This is a genomic window from Curtobacterium sp. MCLR17_040, from assembly GCF_003234735.1.
In the GTDB taxonomy this organism is placed as follows: Bacteria; Actinomycetota; Actinomycetes; order Actinomycetales; family Microbacteriaceae; genus Curtobacterium; species Curtobacterium flaccumfaciens.
In genome coordinates, this window is sequence record NZ_QKTE01000009.1 from 29975 (window position 1) to 49362 (window position 19388).

Here is a 19388-nt window from a genome sequence, read left to right on the forward strand (position 1 = left end):
GCTGCCGGTCCGGTGGACGAGGTGTTGCACGTGGTTGTCCACCTCCCTACGGCACCGAGCTCCTGAATGAGCGCGACGGCCGTCAGCTTGGCAGGTTCCATCGGAGGTCGTACCCGGTGTCGGCGAGGAACCAGAGCCGGTTGCGAACTTCGTTCAGCGCTTTCGTGTCGTCGTCGGTGCGGGTGTCGGCGCGGAGGAGTGTGTTGGCGGTGATGATGTCGTCGCTGCGGTCCCGGTAGCCGGCGGCGGTCGCGGTGGGGACGATGGTGGGGTCGGCCGCGATGACGAGCTCGGTACTCGCCCACTGCTCGTCCTCGCCGACGATGCTGCTGACGTCCGCGGGGATGATGAAGCTGGCGGGGGCGGCGCCGTCCGGTACGAACTCGATGTTGGCCATGTCCAACTCGCCCAAGCCTGAACGCGACGAGTCGGTACGGCGTCGGGCGTTTCGTGATCGCTGGGTAGCCGGGCCGGTCTGAGATGCTGCGGCCGGAGATGCAGCACTCTGTTCCGTCGCGTGCGGATGCCGCCACGTCCGGTCTTCAGCGGTCGCGATCTCCACGAGCGCCTGTTGAGCCACGTCGTACGAGCGGCCGGGTCGTGGAGGGGCCGGATGGGTCACGCAACCACCCGCGACACGCCGATGAGTGTGCGCTCACACCTGTGGAACGGGCCGTCCACAAGGTGTGGAGGAGCGTCGGAGGCGACGTCCAGATCCGCGAAATTACGGGGTACACATACCTGTCCACAGTGTGGAGGACGTTGTGGAGAACTACACGGCTGTAACACTTTCTCTTGTGGTCGGCCCGGCTGTCGGCCACTAGATGTAGTGTCGATCATGTGAGGTGTTCCACAGCCCCACAATAAACAAACCCCCGACCGGGTCATCCGGTCGAGGGTTGTCGCAACACGATGTGCGCCGAAGTTTCGAAGCCAGGAGCGTTCACCGTGTCCCATGAACCAGATCGGAGCCACCATATGGTCACCCTTACCGGTTGAGCCTCACTGTACCCACGAGGACGCATCCTGCGTCGCGCGTCGCGCGAAGTTGCGGGTTTCGCCGCCCCAGCTTGGGCGTGTCGAATCACGCCGCCGGACGTCCTCGCGCCGGCTCCATCTGTCGAGCCGACGATCACAGTCGCACCCGTCGTGACTGATCTTCCTTCGCCGCCGATCCCGGTGGCCTACTTCGCAGGAATCACCCTGCCGACAATGGAAGGAGCGGGCACAGTGTCCCTCCGATTCTCGATTCAGCCCACCCAGAACGCGCAATGGTCCTGGTGGCTTTACGCCAGCAACGGCGAGATGGTCGCCTGGGCGGGTGAGACGTTCGTGTCGTCCACAAACGCTCAGCGCGCCGCTTCGTCGTTCAAGACCGGCGCGCTCACCGCCCGGTACGACGTGTACCTCGATGGTGCCGGCAAGTGGCGATGGCGCGCATGGCGCTCCAGCGACAAGGTCGCTGCATCCGGTGAAGCGTTCGAGTCGCACTCCAACGCGCAACGGGCCGCAACCAACGTGCAGATGAACGCGGGTACCGCCACCGGCGTGTAGCCACTTCACCCCTCACCGGTGGTCGGCGGGTGCGCCCACCCGCCGACCGCCATCACTACCTGCGCCGCCCTCGTGCGGCACAAGCAGGAAGAAGAACATCGTGACCAACAGCAACGACCGACACGTCGTGAAGAACCCCAACGGCGGATGGGACGTCAAGGCAGGCGGTGCAGCACGCGCCTCCGCACACACCAACACGCAGGCCGACGCAATCGACCGCGGCCGGCAGATCATCGGCAACGCCGGCGGCGGCGAGCTCAACATCCACAGCCGAGATGGACAAATCCGCGCGAAGGACACCATCGTCCCCGGTAACGACCCGCGAAGCAGCCGCGGCTAACCAACTCAGCACATCGGACGGGTTCACAGGTTGTGAACCCGTCCGATGCCTTCAGTGCCCAGTCGGGCACCCTGCGGTGTCGCTGTCAGTGATGAGTCCGCCAGTGTGCACAACGCAGTCGGTTCAGTTCGCTGACAGGAAGTCCGGTTCGATGCACGCACACCGGTGGCGGGTCTTCTTTAGCTCGGCAGGTTCCACCGAAGGTCGTAGCCGGTGTCGGCGAGGAACTGCAGGCTGCCGCGCACTTCCTCTAACGCCCGGTTGTCGTCGACGTTGCGGGTGTCGGCGCGGAGGAGGGTGTTGGCGGTGATGATGATGTCGTCGGTTCGGTCGGTGTAGCCGGCGGCGGTTGCGGTGGTGAAAGATGGTGGGGTCGGCCGGGATGACGAGCTCGGTGCTCGCCCACTGCTCGTCTTCGTCGGCGATGCTGCTGACGTCCGCGGGGATGATGAAGCTGGCGGCGGTCGGGCCCTCTGACTCGAAGCCCAGGCCGGTCATGTCGACCTCGTCACGGCTGAACGCGACGAGTCGGTAAGGCGTGGGGCGTTTCGTGATCGCTGGGTAGCCAGGTCGGTCGGAGATGCTACGGCCGGAGTTGATGCAGCCCGCGGCGATGAGCCGCTCCGCTTGCTCCGGCAACGGCAGGTCGGAGCGCCATCGGGTGCGGATGCCGCCGGGCCCCGGGTAGCAGGCGATCGCGAAGTCGATGAGTCCACCGATCTTCCGTGACTCCCATCCGATGTCGGTGCGGTGCACGCGTTTACCGAGGCGTGCGAGCGCGTCGTCGATCTGCCCGGGAGTGAGGCCCGACCGCACCAGGCCCTCGAAGGTGGACCCGTTGACTGCGAGCATCCGTGCGACGGCGAACGTGATGTAGATGGGTGCGGCGTCTTTCCACCGGTCGTGGACGCCGAGGACCTGTTTCCCGTCGACCCAGACCCGTCGTCGGTCGACGTCAACGAGCAACACGGTCGCGGTTTGTTCTGCGAGTGCGATCTGCGTTACCGTCTGCGGCGCCAACAGCAGTAGTTCCGCGGCGGCGTCCGGCTCGTCGCGTGGTCGCTGCGTCAACGATGGAAAGCGGGCTCTGCGGCCGTCGGCGAGGCGGAGCGTGTCGTGGGACTCGACGAACGCGTGCAGGCCGGCGAGTTTGAGGACGGCGAGGGCGTCGGTGAGGTCCGCGGTGTCCCCGAGTCCGTAGGGGAGGGTGATTTGCGGTCGTCCGGCGTAGGCGTCGGCGACCCATTGCAGTGCGGGGCCCATCAGCGGCGCTCTTCGGGGGTGTCTGGGCGGATGAGGGCGATGAGCCAGCGGGCTTCGGTGAGGAACGGCTCCCAGCCGTCGCGGGTGTCGCCGTGTGCTGGTTCGCAGTGGTAGCCGCCGTCGCTGTCGGTGCTGGTGACGATGATTTGCCGGAGCTCGGGGTCCGGTGGGTCGCGGAAGTACATGTGTCCGTGGGTGCCGGCCATGTCGAACGCGACGGTGAGGAGGAACAGCTCGGGTCGGGTGGTCACCACCGCCACCGCCGTCCGCGGAACAAGGCGATGACGGTGGCGCGTGGCCTGCCTTGCTGCATCCAGGCCAACGGTGTCAGGGGCACGTCGTCGACGCTGAGGAATTGACGGGGTGTGGTCATGAACTCGGTCATCGCTGCCGCGTCGAGGAGCCGCTGCGGTGCCGCGGCGAAGAGGACGTCCAGGCCCGGCAGGAGACTGGATGGGTCGCCGAACTCGGGCAGGGCAGGTCGGATGAGTTGCCAGTCGGGGATGCGTTCTTCGCCGTCGAGGTCGAAGCTGGTCAGCCGGTTCGACCCAAACAGTTCACCGACCTCGTCGATGCTGATCTGCAGCGCGGCGGCGGCTTCCGCTTCGGTGAGGGTCGTGTCCAGCAGGTGCCGGCGGATGCGAGCTCGCGTGGCCTGCCACCACTCCTCGGGCACGTCAGCAGGAGCGGCACCGGGTGCGCGTGGGATTTGTCGGCCTTTGTCGGCGTACGCGCTGAGCTGCTCGCGGGTGACTTCCCCGCGGGCGTACATCCACAATTGCCCTTGCCGGGGCATGTCGTCCGGGAACCCCTCCAAGTAGCCGGAGTGGATGACGGCGCGGACCGCTTTCTCCCGCTTCGCGATTTCGGAGGCGGGGATGAGGAGGGTCTGGACGATGCGGTTAGCTTCCCGTGTTGCGGGGACGGTCAGATCGGTGAGGCGCCGCCGGTTCCGGTCGACGAGTTCGTAGCCGGGTTCCTTGTCGCTGTGTTCGATCATGATCCGCGCCATCGACGCGTCCGGGTTCTCGGTGTCCTCGAGGAGGACATGCCCCCACAGGATCCGGTCGTTCGAGAGGTGCAGGGAAACCAGACGCATCATCAGCGGTACCTCCAAGAAGTCGGGACAGGAGCGCGAGGGTTAGGGCTGGGAAGTCGGCGCGGTGCGGCCGATGCGTTCGGGTGTGTAGCGAAGGATGAACCGCATGATGCGGTCCGCTTCCGCCATCGCTGGGACCGATGGGTACTGGGCGTCCGGGTCGATGTTGGTGAGCCGGAACCATGGCGCCGCGTCGGTGTGGTCGATCAGCACCGTGTCGGGCTTGTCGTCAGGGTGGTCGAGGTTGGTGAACATGACGGCGCCGAAGAAGCGTGCGTCGTCGTACGCCAACGTCAGGGACAGCAGCTGCAGCGTCATCGGTGGACTCTCGTCAGCTGCCGCTGGGGTGCCAGCGGAGGTCGTGGGCGAGGTCGGTTTGGAAGTGCAGCAGCTGCCGCAGCGCGTTCACCGCCTCTGTGTTCGCGGTCACCCAGCTGTCTTCGTACATGACGTGCGCGGTGATGAAGTCGTCTGTGCAGCACCCCTCGGCCGCGGTCAGGATGGTGGTGTCCTGCGGAATGACGACTCTGACGGTTGCGTCGTTCACGGTGACCGGTTCGTAGCCGAGCGCTTGCATGTCGGGGTGCTGGGCGAAGAACGCAGTCAGGCGGTTCGGCGGGACGAAGACGCCGGACTGCTGCGCGGCCCACCGGTCCGACATCACCCCGCCAAGCCCGATCAGCTCGTCTGCTTGAGCGTCGATGCTGACGTCGCGGCGCCAGCAGGTGCGGATCCCGCCGGGACCCGGATACGCCGCCAACGCCCAGTCGCACAGTGCGTGCCGGTCGGCTGCTTCCCACCCGACTGGTGTGTGGACGATGTGCGCACCGAGCACGGGCATCACGGCTTGGATGTCATCCGCCGGGATGCCGACGCGGTCCGCGATGGCGTGCGTGCCGCCTCCGTGCAAGACGATCGTCCGGGCGCTGGCGAACACGGTCTGCCATCCAGGCGTCGCGTCGCGCTGCATCGAGCTGCCGTGCACTTGCCGGCCGTTCGCCCAGACACGTTGCCGCTTCCCGTTCACGACTACGAGGTCGGGGTACCGCCGCGCCAACGACAGGACGCCACCTTCTGACCCGCCGGGCAGGATGATGAGGTCCTCGGTTCGTTCGGCCGGAGTGCCGTCGTCGTTAATCGTGGCTGTCGGGTCCGGCGTGGACAGAAACCCGGACCGGCCGTCATCGAACCGCAGCCGGTCAAACGCCTCGACACGAGCAGGCATGCCGGCCACAGCCAGGGCGGTGAGGGTGGCGGTGATATCGATCGTCCACCCAAGCCCGAATGGCAACGACAGGATCGTCTGCTGATGCCGGATGTCCTGCACCCACTGCCGACCCGCCATCACGCGCACCTCATCAGAGAGCATGTGGCCACGTGGGCCGGCACCGGTTCCGCCGACGGCCTCTCCCGATCAGGCATCGTGAGCCAACCGTGCGTCGTCCTCCGCCAGCCGCTCTAACCCCAGACCCGCTGCAGCGAGGATGGCGTCCTCGCTCTCCTCGGTGGCTACCCATGACCCGATCTGAGCGTTGATGGCGACGAGCGCTCCAATGCGGCTCCGGGCGTCGAGGACGACCGCGTCGACCTCTGCTTCGGTGCAGTCGCCGCTGAGTTCCGGTTTCGACGGATGCAGGGCGGGAAACTCAAGCCGCTGTACCGGCGGGTGCCATTGGACGCCGATTCGGAGCACCCGTTCGTCGACGTCGTTTCGGTAGAACAGCGCGCCGAACGGATGTCCCATGTCGAGGGTGAGGTCGGCGCCGTAGAGCGTCCACCCTGCGGCTGCGTACGTGGGGTCCCACTGCTGGACGACGAGCGCACCGACGCCCATCTGCAGGCCGGGAATGACGGCTTGGTCGGCGTCAACGTGCACGTACAACGCATGAAGGTCAGCGGGCACCTCTTTGCGGAGGGTGGTGAACGGGATCCGCGCCAGGTGATGCGCCGCGTGCGGCTGCCGCGTGCCTTGCCCGCCCGCACCGGCATTCTCGTTGCTCACGCCAGCAGCGGCTGCGTCGTCCTGGCGGTCTTTCCCGTTGGTCATCGTGTGCCTCTCTCCGCAGGTACGCCGTCGCTGCCCTGGCCGGTGTCGTCGTGACGGTGCAGCGTTTCGAGTGATGGGCGGAACAGCGCGAACGGGATACCGCCTCGTGTGATGATCTCGTCCCGCCCGTCCATCACCTCGAGGAACCATCGGACGGGCTCCGCGACGAACTCGTCGACGGAGACCCACAGGTCCGGCGCTTCGCCCACCATGCGTTCATAGTAAGGAACGAGTGGCCCGCTGTCGACACTTCATGGCGACGAGATCGTTGACTCCGGTCACGCATCCGGGCTTGCATCCTGCGGTGCGCGACTCTGTGCGGGCCCCGGCGGGAAGCGGTAGGTGCGCCGCCGCGGCCGCAGCTATGCGCTGAACCGCCGCGAGGGTGGTCATCGACGGGGCCGCGGCTCGTCGTCAGATCGCAAAACGCCGACGCTTTGCGGTGCGAGAGAGGTCGAGGCCCGGCTTCTGCTTGCCGGTCGCTTGCCCGAGCCCGCCGAAGGTCAAGTCGACCGTAACCGCGCGGTTCCGGGGAAGTAGCGGGGATCTAGGGGCCCCTCCTTACTTACTTACCTTTACTACTACTTATATATAAGTAAGAAGGTATAGATAGACGGGCTGTCTATAAACGTGTCTATCCCTATAGTCGTCCTCCACCCGTCTGAGCGTGAGATCGCAAGTCGGCGCGTGATCCGACAGACGCCTCCGCACCTACATGCGGCGCAGCCTCCGGGCCTTCGGCGACGGCCCGCTTCCATCGGAGCGCTCAAACCATCTGCCGCCCGCGCATACGGATGACAGCGCCGCACCGGGCGGTGCGGGAGGAGCACCATGCAGCACCGCACTTGGTTTACCAGCGACCGCACCGGCGGGACCGCGATCGCAATCGTGATGGACGAGATCCCCGTCACCCTCCAACCCAGCGGCATGGTCGACGTTGAAGGACTGCTTGGGGCGTCGATGACCGTCGACTTCGACGACGCCGTGGTCCTCGTCGCCGCGCTGTCCGAGGCGGTCGAGATCCTCCGCTCTCGAGGGACGTCGGAACGGCCGGACGTCCTCGTCTGGCTGCACGAACACGCCAGCTGACGGCCGCGATCACACCGGCAGCGACGGATTACACGACAGGGCGGCACTTCCGCGCATAGGGGAGGTGACCGAAAGGACCCCCATGTCGCCTGACACCCTCACTGCTCGAGCGAACGCGTTCGTCGCTGCTTCAACTGAGAAGCACGGCGGGAGATACGACTACTCCGAGGTGCTCGCCGAGTACGTCAACGCTCACACGAAAGTCACCATCCGCTGCCCCGAGCATGGGCAGTTCACGCAGGAGCCGAACGAGCACCGCCGCGGTCAGCGGTGCCCGGACTGCTCAGGCCGTCGGAACTCCCGCCCGTCCGTCCGCCGAGACATGTTCATCTCCCGTGCGCGACAGCTTCACGGCGACCGATACGACTACGCGCGGGTTCGATACGTGGACCAGCACACGTCGGTCACCATCGTGTGCGAGCTCCACGGCCCGTTCCCGCAGCGGCCGATGAACCACCTGTCCAGCCACACCCCGAGCAACTGCCCCGACTGCGCAGACGACATCCGACCGGGGAGCCTCAAGGCTGCGTGGATGAACAGGCCGGAGCCGAAGCGTGACATCGAAACGGGGGAGTTCAAGAGGGCGGCGTGACATGGCCCGTACGAACGACTTCCGCCGCATCCGAGCAGGTGTGATAGCCACAGAGGCGGCAGGGGGCACAAGGCGTGCGGCCACAAACGGCCAGGCGGATGCCATCGATGGCGGGGCTGCTCGGCATGCTGGCAGCATGAGTCAGTTCGCCGCAGACGATTCCGGCGGAGAGGCGACGCCGCCGACCGCGTCGTTTCAACTGGCTTCAACGCTGCGCCGGTCGAGCCGCCTGAATCGTTCCGCTCGGGGTCGATGCACACGTGCTTGGCGGGGCGATTGCCCGAGCCGGAAATCTTCTTTGCAAGAAGGGTTGCGCTCAGCAACACACGTCACTACCGTCGAAGGAGGGGGGAACAGGTCGTTCTACGGCGTGGCCTCCTTTGGAGCACGCGACGCCGTCGTGTGCGTTACTCGAAATGGGGAACATCATGAGCAATGACGCAAAGGTCCTGGAGATCAAGACCAACGATGTCGAGACGATCGCACTTCCGGTGTACGTGCCGACTATCGAGGAGACGTTCAAGGCCAGCGGTGCGCACCGTCAGGCCGTGAGCGCAGCTTAAGTTCCACGATGCACTCCGGAGATGACACCCTGCGACCGCTTCGTGATGATCTCCGGGTCCCTGATGCCGAGGCCGACCTATATCTGGTCGGCCTCGGTATTGGCGGATTCGACCAGCGGACCGTCGAAGTCGACCGGCTGCTTCGCGGAGCCGCAGCGATCTACCACCTGACGGCCTTCCACGAGGAACTCCAAGCTCTCTCGCTGGGCAACGTCGAGGACCTCTCGTCCCTGTACTTCTCGGGGCGGAACGCGGCATCGACTTACGAAGACATGACGGCCTACCTCCGCGAGCAGACGCGAACGGTCCGTGAGTACGGGTACGTCTGCTTTCTAACCTACGGGCATCCCCTCTACCTTGTGGACACGTCCTGGTCGTTACTGCAAGACGACGGGGGCTTTCGTGTGAAAGCGATCGCTGCAACGTCATTCATTGACCGGCTGCTGTGTGACCTGGACTACCGCTTCGACTATGGGGTTCAGATCTACGAGGCGAACGTGTTTCTCGCGCAGATGCCGGCAGTAGAACCGTCGACTCCTCTCATTCTCTCGCAGGTAGGCGAGGTCGGTAGCGATGAGATCGCCGAACGAGGCCGCAAGCTCGAATGGCTGACCCCATTGTTCGAACAGGTCGGCAATCGCTTCCCACCCGATAGACAGTGCGACCTCATCTTTTCCCCGTATCGCTCAGACATGGCACCGAACGTCGTGACTGCCCGAGTCGATGAGTTGATGACGCTTGCGTCCTCCGTGCACACTGGATCGACGCTGCTGGTGCATGGTGCCTGAGCGGACCAGCGAGCGAGAGCTGTGGTTCGACTTCTGGGGCGCGGTGACTCACGTCGTCGTCCCGACCGAAAATGACGAACGGCATCTGGCTTACTACTTCCAGGACTACGTCACGAAGCCGGCAGATCGCAGCGACGTGCGCGTCGACCTGAGCACGCTTAACGCTGGCGACGACTACATGACAGCCGCGGCGGATCGACGGTCGGTTCGATTGACAACACCGGACGGGCACGCAGAGTACCTCTGCGGCGATGAGACCGTCTACGCGCCGACTCCACTTCCGCCATTCACGGTCGAGCCGCTCAGCGGAACCGTCACGACGGTCCACGCCGCCGCGGCGACGCCACCTCACCAGTTGAACAGCGCCGCTTTGATCCACGGGCCGTCAACCTCGGGGAAATCGTCCCTCCTAATCGCGTTGATGCGCCGCGGATGGGGGTTCCTCAGCGACGACACCGTGCCGATCGACGCGGCGGGACGTGCGCTGCCATTCACACGCCCGATAGGGATCCGGCAGAGGACCGCCGAGCGCCTCGGCATCAGCATCGCTGAACACGCTGATGCGCCCCGCTACGCCACCAGCCTCGGCACAACCCTCTCCATCCACCCTGCTGAACTTGGCTGGCAGATTGCGCAACGGGCAGCGGTGCGATGGGTCGTGACGCTGCAGCCGTCAGGGTCGTTCAACGCCGGGACCGCCGCCAACGGCAACCTTCGCATCGAGCTCGACATCGAACAGCACGAAACCGAGGCAATTCGAGCAATCGAGGAGTTCTGCCGTGGTTGAGCAAAGCGTGACAGCCACCGTCACGTTGTCGTTCTGGGGTGCGACCGTCGAGGTGGCCTGCACGCCAGCGGATGCCCTCGACGTGGAGTTTTTCTACGGCGCGTATCTGACGCCGAGCACGGATGACCCGGACATCTCTGTGACCATCGAATGCACGACGTGGCCGACGCGGGGGTTCTTCACGAGCTCCCTCGCCCGAGACCTGCTCGAGAAGCGCATCACCGTGGAGGACCACAGGGACCCAAGCCGGTCGGCGCAACGAACGTACCGTGACTGGTCCGACTTGGTCTCACCGTTCCCGCCGTTCGCATCCGCGGCGTTGACAGCACGGACCGCAACATTCCCGGGCGCACTCGTCCGATCCCAGGACGGCGACGTGACCGCCATCATCGGCGAGCACTATGTCGGGAAGACCTCCACTGCTCTCGCATGGTGCAGGGACCACGGTGCCGCGCTGATCAGCGATAGCCTCATCGTCCTCGACGTCCCGGCCGGAGTCGCACTCACGTTCGAAAGCCCGCTGGGATTCCGTCGTCAGGGCCTTGAGGAGATCATCCCGACCCTCGACACGATCGACCACCGGCTGACGGTTTCGGAGGACACCGGCTTGGTCGCACTCGTGAGACCCGAAGATGTACTAGGGGTGAGGAACTCAGCTGGCGGACCGATCGATCATTTCGTTCTGCTCACAGAGACGGACGAACTCTCCGCGTCGTGGTCCAGCGTGGCACCGCGTCGCCTCGGCTGGTTCACCGGGGCTGATCCCGATTCCATTGCGGCGCTGCTACCGGAAGCGGTACTGCACGTCAGCACGCCGAAGGCGTCGACCCCAACTCAGCGCGCGGCAATCATCGCCGACGCAATCCGACAGGAGAAACGTGCCTGAGCCCATCGTGGCCGCGACCGGCCTGGTCAAGAAGTTCCCCAAGCGAGCGCGCCCGGCGCTCGACGGTGTCGACCTCACCGTCTACCCTGGCGACATCGTCGCTGTTGTCGGACACAACGGCGCCGGGAAGTCGACGCTGTTTGACCTGATCGGCGGGCTCGCCCGACCTACTTCCGGAACAGTCGCAATCAACATCGACCGGGCAGACATCGGTTGGTGCCCGCAGCGGGAGATCGTCGACTGGTCGCTGACCGTTCGACAGAACATCGCCCTCGGCCTCGAGTTGCGCAGGCCAGCGCTCCGACGGCAGTCGCGGGCTGCCGTCGATTCAGTCGCAGAAGCGCTCGGGCTCCAGTCGCACCTCGACAAGACTGCCGAGACGCTCTCGGGCGGCGAGCTACGGCGCACTCAAATCGGTCGCGCGATGGCCGGGGCGCCTGAGCTGATGATTTTGGATGAACCAACAACCGGTCTGGACCCGGAAGGCATCGAAGTGGTCTTCCGACACCTCGACGAACGACGTCAGCAAGGCGCGGCCGCGCTGATCAGTACGCACGAAACGTCACGCTTCTCACGGCACTGCACCCGAGTAGTCGCGATCAATGAGGGACAGGTGCTCGCCGACCTGCCGGCTGACGCGTATCTCGCCCTCGCACCGCAGCCCACAGAAGACCTCTGGGACGTGTACAAGCAGTTGAAGGATTCCACCCGCTGATGCGCCCGCTCATCCTGGCCAAGTTCCATTTCGCATCCCTTTGGAACTGGCGTACGTCCTACCTTGCTCGGTTCATCGAGCCCGTTGCTTACCTTCTGTTTCTCTCGACCGGCCTCCGCGCGTCACTCGAAGAGCGAACCGGCCCGTACAGCGAGTTCGTCCTCGCAGGCATGGTCTGCCTCCTCGCATTTCGGGCTGCGACCGCGAGCATGAGTGACGTCGCCAACGACAGGAAGTGGGGCGTATTCGCCATCTACACACTTCAGGGCGGGGCGACGATCGGATATATGACGAGCATCGTGATCTTCGCGTGTTCAGTGTTCCTCGGCCAATTCGTTCTCCTGCTGCTGTGCTCGCTCCTGGCATTTGCAGGGTCGCTTCCCAGTGCAGGAATGATGCTTGCTCAGGCTGGACTTGGGATCCTCCTCGTGATCGGATGGTGCGGTTTTGGAGCAGCGCTCGGCGGCAGGGTTGACTCGTACGCGACCCGCGACTTCGTTGTCACCATCACGTCGCTACCCGTTATCCTCGCTGCGCCGTTGTTCTATCCAATCGACGGCGGTTGGCTCAGAGCAGTCGCAGCCTTCAACCCGCTGACTTATCAAGTGCACGTCTTGCGGGATCCGACCGCTGTTTGGGCAGTCGTGCTCGTGGCCTGGGCTCTGATCGGTCTCTTGGTCGCGGTACTCAGCCTTCGCCGCGCGGAGCGCCTGAGCCGCGAACGATAACCGGCCATCCGCGCCCATCGACGGAACGTACAACGATCTGTCGGTGACCGCGGGAGGAGGCTGGAGTTCAGCGCGACACGGCGCACAGGTGCCACATCACAGCAGCAGCAGCATTGAGGGTCTTTCCGCTTATGCACTTCCGGAAGCCGAGCCGAGTCGATCAGATTCCGCACCTTTTAACGGCGCAGCTGCTCGGGTCTTGGCGCCGGGAGAGAGACCGGTTGAGTTGCGCCTCGCTCGAACTGAACGACCGGGTCACCGTGGGGGACGGCGACCCGGTCTGAGGCAAGTGTGTGGCAAGCCCCGGGGAAAACGTAGCGGTGGCGGTCAGTTCGCCGCGGCGTACGCGTCGCGGACCTGCTGACTGATACGGCCTCGGGCAGCAACCTCATACCCGTTCGCGGCAGCCCATTCGCGGATCTTCGCCAACTCGTCGGGATTGCTGCGGCCCTTCGCCGCGGGAGACGCGGATGCGCTGCGGGTGCTGCGGCCGGAGACCTTGCGAGCTGCGGCGATGTAGTCAGAGAAGGCTTCGCGGAGGTTATCGGCGTTGTCGTCGGTGAGATCGATCTCGTAGTTGCCGCCATCGAAGGCGAACTGAATAGTGCGTCCCCTGCCGTTTTCGATGACCTCACCGGTGAGGTCATCGATGAGGTGGGTGGTGACCTTCTGTGCCATGTGCTGCTCCATATCGTGGGGATTGCGTCCCAGCGTGGCATATAGGGGCGTGGAGATCGTAGTTGCGGCAAAGCGCGCCGGGCACCGTTTCGACGTTTCAGGCCAGTGAGAAACCTTGTCGGCTCCCAAAACGGCTCTAGCCCGCGGAGTGCACTCGCGGGACCCCTGCGACGAGATTCCCCAGCTGTGGCCTCGCGGTGTCACTGGTTATGCCGGTGACTTGGCAGGGTAGGGCCACCCCTCCTTGGATTGGACACTCCGACAGGTGTGGCTGTGCGCCGCGGTCGGCCAACCGGCTCTGAGGGACGCTGCGCGTCAGGTCTGCTCGCGGCTGTTCGTTCGACGGGCCTGACGTCGCGGCTTCGTCACGGGGGTTGAGGTCGGGGCCGTCAGGTCCGGCATGCCGTAGATCTCGTCGAGGTCGATTCGAGACAGCTCTCTGCTCACCTCGTAATGGAGGTCTCGGACCCTCCGCTTGAGGGTAAGTAGGATCGTCTCGCAGTTGTCGCTGAGGTACCGAGGCAGGTCCCCGGATGCGAAAATTTGTTCGTGGTGCACCTGCCCGGTACGGGTGACTCTCCTGGGCATGAACGCCGAGTCGGTTATGTAGGCGATGACGTCGGCGTCTTCATACCCGTTCACCGCATGTGCGACATGTTTGTTGCGTAGCGCGAGAAAGAACTCGTGCATGCGTACCCCGTTCTCACTGAGCGCGTCGATGGGTACTCGCGCGGAATGACGGGTCCCGCCGTTGAACGTGCGTCCGTATGTCGTCAGGGCTGCGACCCAGAGGGCAAGCCTTACATCCAGCCTGTCTTCGATCGGCGACCGCGCGAGCTGCGTCCGGAAAGCGTCCGCGTACGTCTTTGCCAGCTCGAGGTCCCGCCGGTAGCTCACCAGGTCGCGGAGCTCGGCACTGGACGGCGTGTCCACCTTCACGACCCGGTATCCGGACGGCGCGGCGGCCACACCGCTGCCGACGACCGCAGCCGAGCGCTGTCGGAACCAACTCGCGTCGGACCGAGCGTCGGTGTTCTCGAGATCCATATCGCTGAGGCTATTGCCGTCCACGCTCAGCCGGTGCGACCACCCTCCTGCAGTGCATCCGCCTCGGGAGCACACGACAGACGCGTCCTTCCGCGCATAGCGATCTCGACACCGCATCCGCAGAGAAGGGCAACCCGCGTTGGACGACTCCCGTTCCGAGATGATTGACCACGAGCTCCGTGAGGCGCTTCGACGTTTCCGAGACCATGCCATCACAATCGAAGAACTCGGCCGCGTCGAGCGGGAGCACCTACGCGAGCGTGCGCCCCTCGCGGCTGGCGGGCGCGCCAGATCCGGCGATCTCGGCATCGACCGCGAGGGCGACGCCTGGCGGTTCGGTAGGCGTCTGTGGACCTGTCTGACGCCCGTCGATACCGTCCGTGTCCTCCGTGTCGTCCGCACGACGCAGCACGACCTCGTCAACGACTATGGGCCGGTGAAGCAGATCGGCAGCCGGAACCGCTGGGACTACGTCACCATCCGTGGGCGTGGCCGACTCAACGGCTCTGGACCTCGGCGATGACACGCTCGACCACCGCGGCGGGGTCCTCGTGTTCCCAGAACCGGAGTACCGTCCACCCTGATGCCTGCAACGCCACCGTGGTGTCGGCATCGCGTTCCCGGTTCCGGGCGAGCTTCGGTCCCCAATAGTCGGTATTGGTCTTCGGTGTCGTGCCGTGGGCGGGACACCCGTGCCAGAAGCACCCGTCGATGAACACGGCTACCCGCTGCCGTGTGAAGACGACGTCGGCGCGGGTGCGCATCGGCGGCTGTAGGCGGAAGTCGACTCGGAACCGCGCACCGCGTCGGTGCAGCGCTCGTCGGATAGCGAGTTCGGGGGCGGTATTCCGAGCACGGTTCCCGCGCATCGACTTCGCGACGCCCGCCGCGGTCGCTGCCGGCGCCGGCGGAACCTGACCTGTTTCGTCGCCCATGTGGAGAACCTATGGTACGGTCTGCGGAAATAGACAGTTCCCTGCTCGTGCCGAATCAGGACAGAGCGGGTCTCCGTGCGGTTCGACCGTCCGGGCGCCCGAGTTCCCAGATGACGGTTCGAATGGCGGGACGTGTGGACGAACCTGCGTGCAGGGTCAGCTCGCACTCCTACCTCGGACAAGCACGGGCCCGATGGATGAGGAGTCCACCGTGGCACGCACGATCGCACCGACCACCGCTCGAAGCGCAGCGAACACGCTTCCGCCGCTGACCGACCCGCTGACGACGCCTCGCGCGACGCGTCTGACCGGTCGTAAGCTCCGCCCGCAGCCGTTCCGCCCAGAGGCGGGCCAGCCCAACGAAGCCGACGGGGTGCCGCTCAGCCGTCTCGGCCGTCGGTTCCGCGAGGTGTTCGCGGCGGCACACGATATCGACGAATCCGACGTGGACCTCGGTCTCGTGCGGCTCGTGGAATCGCTCAGCGCCGACAACGACCACAACGTGAACGGGCTCGCCGCACCGCAGGTCAAGCGGACCGAGCACGGCACGTTGACGCAGGTGCGGTTCATGGCGAACACGCCGATGTTGATGCCCTGGCTTGCGAACGGCCGGTCGCTGCGTCGGATGGGAAACGAGCTGCGTGGCTCCACCCGGATCGTTACCGAGGCGTCGGACCACAGCACGCTCGCGCTGCCGGTGATGGAGGTCTCTGGGCCGGACGCGGTCCTGGAGCTCATCGCCGCGCAGCGCCGGGTGCTCGGCCTTGAGAGCTACTCGTCGGCACGTCCGCTGAAGCGGGACCGTATCGACAGCATCGTGCAGTTCGGTGTGCTCGACCCGCCGGACGTGGTCCTCACCCAGCTCGTCTCGCCGTCCGCCGGCACCGCTTGGGTGCCGCAGGCTGCCGAGGGCGCGCAGCGGTACTTCTCCGCCATGCTTGCGATGGAAGCGCTCGCGAACCGGAACGTCGCCCGGGTGGCGTCTCGGCGCTGGTACGACCGCGGGACGCCGCGTCTCCGCGACCTGGAGCCCAACGACCTCCGAGCGCAGGAGGAGGCACTGCTGTACTCCTCGACCGCGGCGGCGGGGTACTTCCCGCCTCCGGCCGACCAGGCCGCATGGATGGAGCGTGCCGATGGGATCCCGGGAGCCGTCGCTTTCCAGCTCCTGCGCACGACGGAGATCAACCTGGTCATCGCGGTGCACCCGGACCCCGTCGTCACCGCAGACTTCCCGAACCCGGCGGCGGAGACCATCCAGGAGATGATCCGCGGTTACCACATGCCCGGCAAGGCCAAGGACGCGTGGGAAGACGCCGACCTCAACGGCCTGATCGCCATCGGAGCGATCGACGACTTCGCCGGCGCGCACCGGATCACCTCGGATGAGCGGGCGGCGTGGTTCGGCGAGGAGTTCCTGCCGTGGGCTGGTCCCGCTGCCGCAGATGACGGCACGCCGGGGAACCGTCTCGTCGCGATCACGAAGATGCTCGCCGCGCTGACCGCGCAAGACGGCCTCGAACCGGTCGACGGCGAGAAGGCGTCGCACGACATCGTCAACCGGTACGCGAAGCTCAACGGCCGACGGCATCACGCCGACGACCGCGCGAAGGTGGCTGCCGCCCAGGCGATCGTCGCACTCGACATGCTGCAGAGTTCCTGGGCCAACACGCTGCAGGCGGCACTGTTCGGCCTGTTCCACAGCGGATGGTTCTGGCGCACGTCCGCGCATGAAGGGCACTGGCCGCGGCTGATCACGACACCCGTCGACGAACTCGCCGCCGCCGCCCGCCGTGCCCGCGAGGCGCACGCGGACGACCCCGAGTACGACGCCAGCGCGGAGCAGCGTGCACTGGCCGCACTCGGCGGTGTCGCCCTGATGCTGAACCCCGCGCTCATCGCCGAGCGGAAGGCCCTCAGCCGGACGGGTCTCGGCGGTGGTGGGAAGGCGACGAACGTGCGGGCGAGCGACCCGGCGGTCTTGCTGCGCAACATGGCGCGCGACGCTGCCGGGATCGACGAGCTCGAGGACGCGATCCTCGCCCTTACCGGATCGGCGAACCCCACCATGCCGACCGACCGTCGCGACGACCAGCCGTTGACCGACGCCTACTTGCGGGGCCGGTGGCTCGGCGGCGAGGACGAGTCGGAGGAGAGCCCATTCAACGAGTTCAGCCGACGCATCGGACTGCTCCGCGACGCGATCCTCGAAAGCCAGGAGACAGCGAAGGCGTTGCGCGCGGCGAAGGCCGGGCACATGCTGGGTCTCGAGGAGCCGTCGGAGGAGGAAGCCGCGGACCGCGACGACGCGCACCTGTGGGACGAACTGCTGTATGAGGCGATCGGTGTGGTCCCGGAGACCGCCGACGACGCGATCGCAGCGCTGCAGGACCTCAGCGACTTCTTCCACACCGGTAAGGCGTACGCCCGGGCTGCGTCCAGGTCGTCGCGGTGAACGCGACTGGTCGCCTCCGCCGAGAGGGCGATGTGCTCGTCCTGACGGCTCCGGCGGAGATGCCGCGTCCGTCGTGGCTGACGCTCGGTCAGCAGCTGATCGCGTTCGTCGACGGTGCACACGACCCGGCCGAAATGAGGGTAGTGCGGATACCGGTCGGAGCAGCAGCGGGGCTTCGTGATGTGCTGGCCGACTATCCGGGGTCGTCCTGGGTATGGGAGTGGACTGAGGACGCCGCCGCTGCCGCAGGACGCGCGGAAGCGTTCGCCGACGACCTCCGGGATCTGATCGGCGCCGGTACCAATGTCGACGCCGTGGAGCTCGCCGCGGACCTCCTCGCGGCGGGTTTCACCCGGAAGCTGCTCCCCGCGCAGGAAGACGCGGTGGGTCGCATGCTCCGTGCGCAGAGCAGCGGGAACTTCAGCGTCCCAGGCAGCGGGAAGACGACGATGACCTACGCCGTGTACGCGTTGATGCGCGGACGGGCTGACGTGGACCGGATGCTCGTCGTCGCCCCGCAGTCGGCGTACGAGGCGTGGGCCGATGAGGCCGACGCCTGCTTCGCCGAACCGCCGGCGGTGGAGATCGCGGCCCGGGCGCCGCGACGCGGCACGGAGGTCGCCGTCGTGAACTACGAGCGTCTCGCCGACGGGGCAACCCGAGCGTCGATCGACGGCTGGGCGACCGGGCATCGGCTCCTCGTCGTCTTCGACGAAGCGCACCGGGCGAAGCGGGGTGCCACGGGGCTGCATGGGATGGCGGCGCGCGACGTCGCCGATCTGGCTGCGCGACGCATCGTCCTGACCGGCACCCCGATGCCCAACGGGCCGGCCGATTTCGAAGCGATCCTCGACCTCGCGTGGCCGGGGCACGGCGCGTCCCTCGCCGCTGACCCGGCATCTGCGGACCGGCTCTGGGTGCGGATCACAAAAGACGATCTCGGACTCGAGCCGGTCGAGATCCATGTGGAGACCATCGACCTCGACCCTGTGCACAGGAGGGTCTACGAAGCTGCGCTGGGCCGTCTGCTCGAAAGCGACGACAGCGCCCGCGCGCCGGCGACGACTCAGCTGATCGCCGCCGCATCGAACCCGACGCTCCTGCTCGCCGATGCCGAAGAGCTCACGTGGTCCGGTCCGATCCTGACCGGCTCGTTGCGTGACGTCGTGGAAGCAGCTGCCGCGTCGAGCAGGCCGGCGAAGCTTCTGGTAGCCGCCCGTCACGCACATGAGCATGCTGCACGCGGCGCGAAACTGCTCATCTGGACGAATTTCCTCGGCAACGTCCGCGAGCTCAAGCGGCTCCTCGAGCCGCTCTCGCCTGCGGTGATCACGGGCGCCACCCCCGTGTCGGAACCTGCCGCGCCGACGGACCGGGCACGCGAACTGCTGCGTTTCCGGGAAGACCCACGATGCAGCGTCCTCATCGCGACACCGCAGACGCTCGGCGAGGGAGTGAGCCTGCACCGTGTATGCCAGTCGCAGCTGTACGTCGACCGGACGTTCAACGCCGGTTTATACCTGCAAGCGCTGGACCGCACCCACCGGGTCGGCATGCCTGCCGAAACGACGGCGAAGGCTACGATCCTCATCGCCAACGACACCGTCGACGAACGCATCGACGACGCGCTGCGTCGAAAGATCAAGCAGATGGACGCATCTCTGAGCGACCCGGGCCTCCACCATCTCAGCGGCGTCGCCGAACCGAACGGCGTCGCCGTGTCCGACGGCGAAGCCCGGGCGTTAGTGGAGCATCTGCTGCGCCGACGCAACGACGTGTCGTAGCGTGTGCCCGGCTCGAGTTCGTGGCGGAAACGTCGTAC

At 66.1% G+C, this 19388-nt stretch carries 24 protein-coding genes; 13 read left to right on the forward strand and 11 right to left on the reverse strand.

Annotation, left to right across the window (positions count from 1 at the left end):
* Window positions 1-82: 82 nt before the first annotated feature.
* Window positions 83-397: a hypothetical protein gene (locus DEJ01_RS09795; protein ID WP_111092842.1), complete on the reverse strand. Its 315-nt coding sequence runs from the start codon at window positions 395-397 to the stop codon at window positions 83-85.
* Window positions 398-1149: 752 nt separating this feature from the next.
* Here DEJ01_RS09795 and DEJ01_RS09800 point away from each other — a divergent pair.
* Complete coding sequence (locus DEJ01_RS09800; protein WP_220038676.1) at window positions 1150-1554, forward strand: DUF1508 domain-containing protein; 405 nt, start codon at window positions 1150-1152, stop codon at window positions 1552-1554.
* A 100-nt stretch (window positions 1555-1654) separates the two neighbouring features.
* Window positions 1655-1894, forward strand: coding sequence for a DUF2188 domain-containing protein (locus DEJ01_RS09805; RefSeq protein WP_181438407.1), 240 nt, complete (start codon window positions 1655-1657; stop codon window positions 1892-1894).
* A gap of 123 nt (window positions 1895-2017) precedes the next feature.
* Here the strand turns inward: DEJ01_RS09805 and DEJ01_RS09810 are convergent, their stop codons facing one another.
* The 7 genes from DEJ01_RS09810 to DEJ01_RS09840 are packed head-to-tail and all read right to left on the reverse strand — an operon-like array spanning window position 2018 to window position 6515.
* On the reverse strand, window positions 2018-3157 hold the full coding sequence (locus DEJ01_RS09810) for a hypothetical protein (RefSeq protein ID WP_111092844.1): 1140 nt from the start codon (window positions 3155-3157) through the stop codon (window positions 2018-2020).
* A complete protein-coding gene (locus DEJ01_RS09815) occupies window positions 3157-3408 on the reverse strand; it encodes a hypothetical protein (protein WP_146247583.1) in 252 nt (83 codons plus the stop codon). Before DEJ01_RS09815 ends, DEJ01_RS09810 begins: the two co-directional genes overlap by 1 nt.
* Complete coding sequence (locus DEJ01_RS09820) at window positions 3405-4259, reverse strand: hypothetical protein (protein WP_111092846.1); 855 nt, start codon at window positions 4257-4259, stop codon at window positions 3405-3407. Before DEJ01_RS09820 ends, DEJ01_RS09815 begins: the two co-directional genes overlap by 4 nt.
* Window positions 4260-4298: 39 nt before the next feature.
* On the reverse strand, window positions 4299-4574 hold the full coding sequence (locus tag DEJ01_RS09825; protein ID WP_111092847.1) for a hypothetical protein: 276 nt from the start codon (window positions 4572-4574) through the stop codon (window positions 4299-4301).
* Between the two features lie 13 nt (window positions 4575-4587).
* Window positions 4588-5625, reverse strand: a complete 1038-nt coding sequence (locus DEJ01_RS09830; protein WP_111092848.1) for a hypothetical protein — start codon at window positions 5623-5625, stop codon at window positions 4588-4590.
* 45 nt (window positions 5626-5670) lie between these two features.
* Window positions 5671-6303, reverse strand: a complete 633-nt coding sequence (locus DEJ01_RS09835; protein ID WP_111092849.1) for a hypothetical protein — start codon at window positions 6301-6303, stop codon at window positions 5671-5673.
* Window positions 6300-6515, reverse strand: a complete 216-nt coding sequence (locus DEJ01_RS09840) for a hypothetical protein (protein ID WP_111092850.1) — start codon at window positions 6513-6515, stop codon at window positions 6300-6302. Before DEJ01_RS09840 ends, DEJ01_RS09835 begins: the two co-directional genes overlap by 4 nt.
* 619 nt (window positions 6516-7134) lie before the next feature.
* On the opposite strand from DEJ01_RS09840, the gene DEJ01_RS09845 reads away from it, so the two are divergent.
* The 8 genes from DEJ01_RS09845 to DEJ01_RS09870 all read left to right on the forward strand — a co-directional run bounded on the left by DEJ01_RS09845 (window position 7135) and on the right by DEJ01_RS09870 (window position 12451).
* On the forward strand, window positions 7135-7392 hold the full coding sequence (locus DEJ01_RS09845; protein WP_111092851.1) for a hypothetical protein: 258 nt from the start codon (window positions 7135-7137) through the stop codon (window positions 7390-7392).
* Between the two features lie 82 nt (window positions 7393-7474).
* Window positions 7475-7984 carry a hypothetical protein gene (locus DEJ01_RS09850; protein ID WP_111092852.1) on the forward strand — a complete coding sequence of 170 codons (510 nt, stop codon included), beginning with the start codon at window positions 7475-7477 and terminating at the stop codon, window positions 7982-7984.
* Between the two features lie 428 nt (window positions 7985-8412).
* Window positions 8413-8547, forward strand: a complete 135-nt coding sequence (locus tag DEJ01_RS18400) for a hypothetical protein (RefSeq protein ID WP_258375676.1) — start codon at window positions 8413-8415, stop codon at window positions 8545-8547.
* A gap of 8 nt (window positions 8548-8555) precedes the next feature.
* Complete coding sequence (locus DEJ01_RS09855) at window positions 8556-9335, forward strand: SAM-dependent methyltransferase (protein WP_111092853.1); 780 nt, start codon at window positions 8556-8558, stop codon at window positions 9333-9335.
* Window positions 9325-10122, forward strand: coding sequence for a hypothetical protein (locus tag DEJ01_RS09860; protein WP_111092854.1), 798 nt, complete (start codon window positions 9325-9327; stop codon window positions 10120-10122). The genes DEJ01_RS09855 and DEJ01_RS09860 overlap by 11 nt, the downstream gene beginning before the upstream one ends.
* Window positions 10115-11008, forward strand: coding sequence for a hypothetical protein (locus DEJ01_RS18140; protein ID WP_181438408.1), 894 nt, complete (start codon window positions 10115-10117; stop codon window positions 11006-11008). The genes DEJ01_RS09860 and DEJ01_RS18140 overlap by 8 nt, the downstream gene beginning before the upstream one ends.
* Window positions 11001-11723: an ABC transporter ATP-binding protein gene (locus tag DEJ01_RS09865; protein ID WP_181438409.1), complete on the forward strand. Its 723-nt coding sequence runs from the start codon at window positions 11001-11003 to the stop codon at window positions 11721-11723. The genes DEJ01_RS18140 and DEJ01_RS09865 overlap by 8 nt, the downstream gene beginning before the upstream one ends.
* A complete protein-coding gene (locus DEJ01_RS09870; RefSeq protein WP_111092856.1) occupies window positions 11723-12451 on the forward strand; it encodes an ABC transporter permease in 729 nt (242 codons plus the stop codon). The genes DEJ01_RS09865 and DEJ01_RS09870 overlap by 1 nt, the downstream gene beginning before the upstream one ends.
* Before the next feature lie 327 nt (window positions 12452-12778).
* Here the strand turns inward: DEJ01_RS09870 and DEJ01_RS09875 are convergent, their stop codons facing one another.
* Both DEJ01_RS09875 and DEJ01_RS09880 read right to left on the reverse strand, forming a co-directional pair.
* On the reverse strand, window positions 12779-13129 hold the full coding sequence (locus DEJ01_RS09875; RefSeq protein ID WP_111092916.1) for an Lsr2 family protein: 351 nt from the start codon (window positions 13127-13129) through the stop codon (window positions 12779-12781).
* Between the two features lie 315 nt (window positions 13130-13444).
* Entirely contained in the window at window positions 13445-14176 is a 732-nt protein-coding gene (locus DEJ01_RS09880) for a hypothetical protein (protein WP_146247584.1), read from the reverse strand.
* A gap of 160 nt (window positions 14177-14336) precedes the next feature.
* On the opposite strand from DEJ01_RS09880, the gene DEJ01_RS09885 reads away from it, so the two are divergent.
* The gene (locus DEJ01_RS09885) at window positions 14337-14699 is read left to right on the forward strand and encodes a hypothetical protein (protein WP_111092858.1); all 363 of its coding nucleotides are present in this window, start codon (window positions 14337-14339) and stop codon (window positions 14697-14699) included.
* Here the strand turns inward: DEJ01_RS09885 and DEJ01_RS09890 are convergent.
* A complete protein-coding gene (locus tag DEJ01_RS09890; protein WP_111092859.1) occupies window positions 14674-15111 on the reverse strand; it encodes a very short patch repair endonuclease in 438 nt (145 codons plus the stop codon). The two genes, DEJ01_RS09885 and DEJ01_RS09890, sit on opposite strands and share 26 nt — an antisense overlap.
* Window positions 15112-15322: 211 nt before the next feature.
* Here DEJ01_RS09890 and DEJ01_RS09895 point away from each other — a divergent pair, with 211 nt between their 5' ends.
* Window positions 15323-17566, forward strand: coding sequence for a hypothetical protein (locus DEJ01_RS09895; protein WP_146247585.1), 2244 nt, complete (start codon window positions 15323-15325; stop codon window positions 17564-17566).
* Between the two features lie 32 nt (window positions 17567-17598).
* On the forward strand, window positions 17599-19350 hold the full coding sequence (locus DEJ01_RS09900) for a DEAD/DEAH box helicase (RefSeq protein ID WP_146247586.1): 1752 nt from the start codon (window positions 17599-17601) through the stop codon (window positions 19348-19350).
* Window positions 19351-19388: the final 38 nt, after the last annotated feature.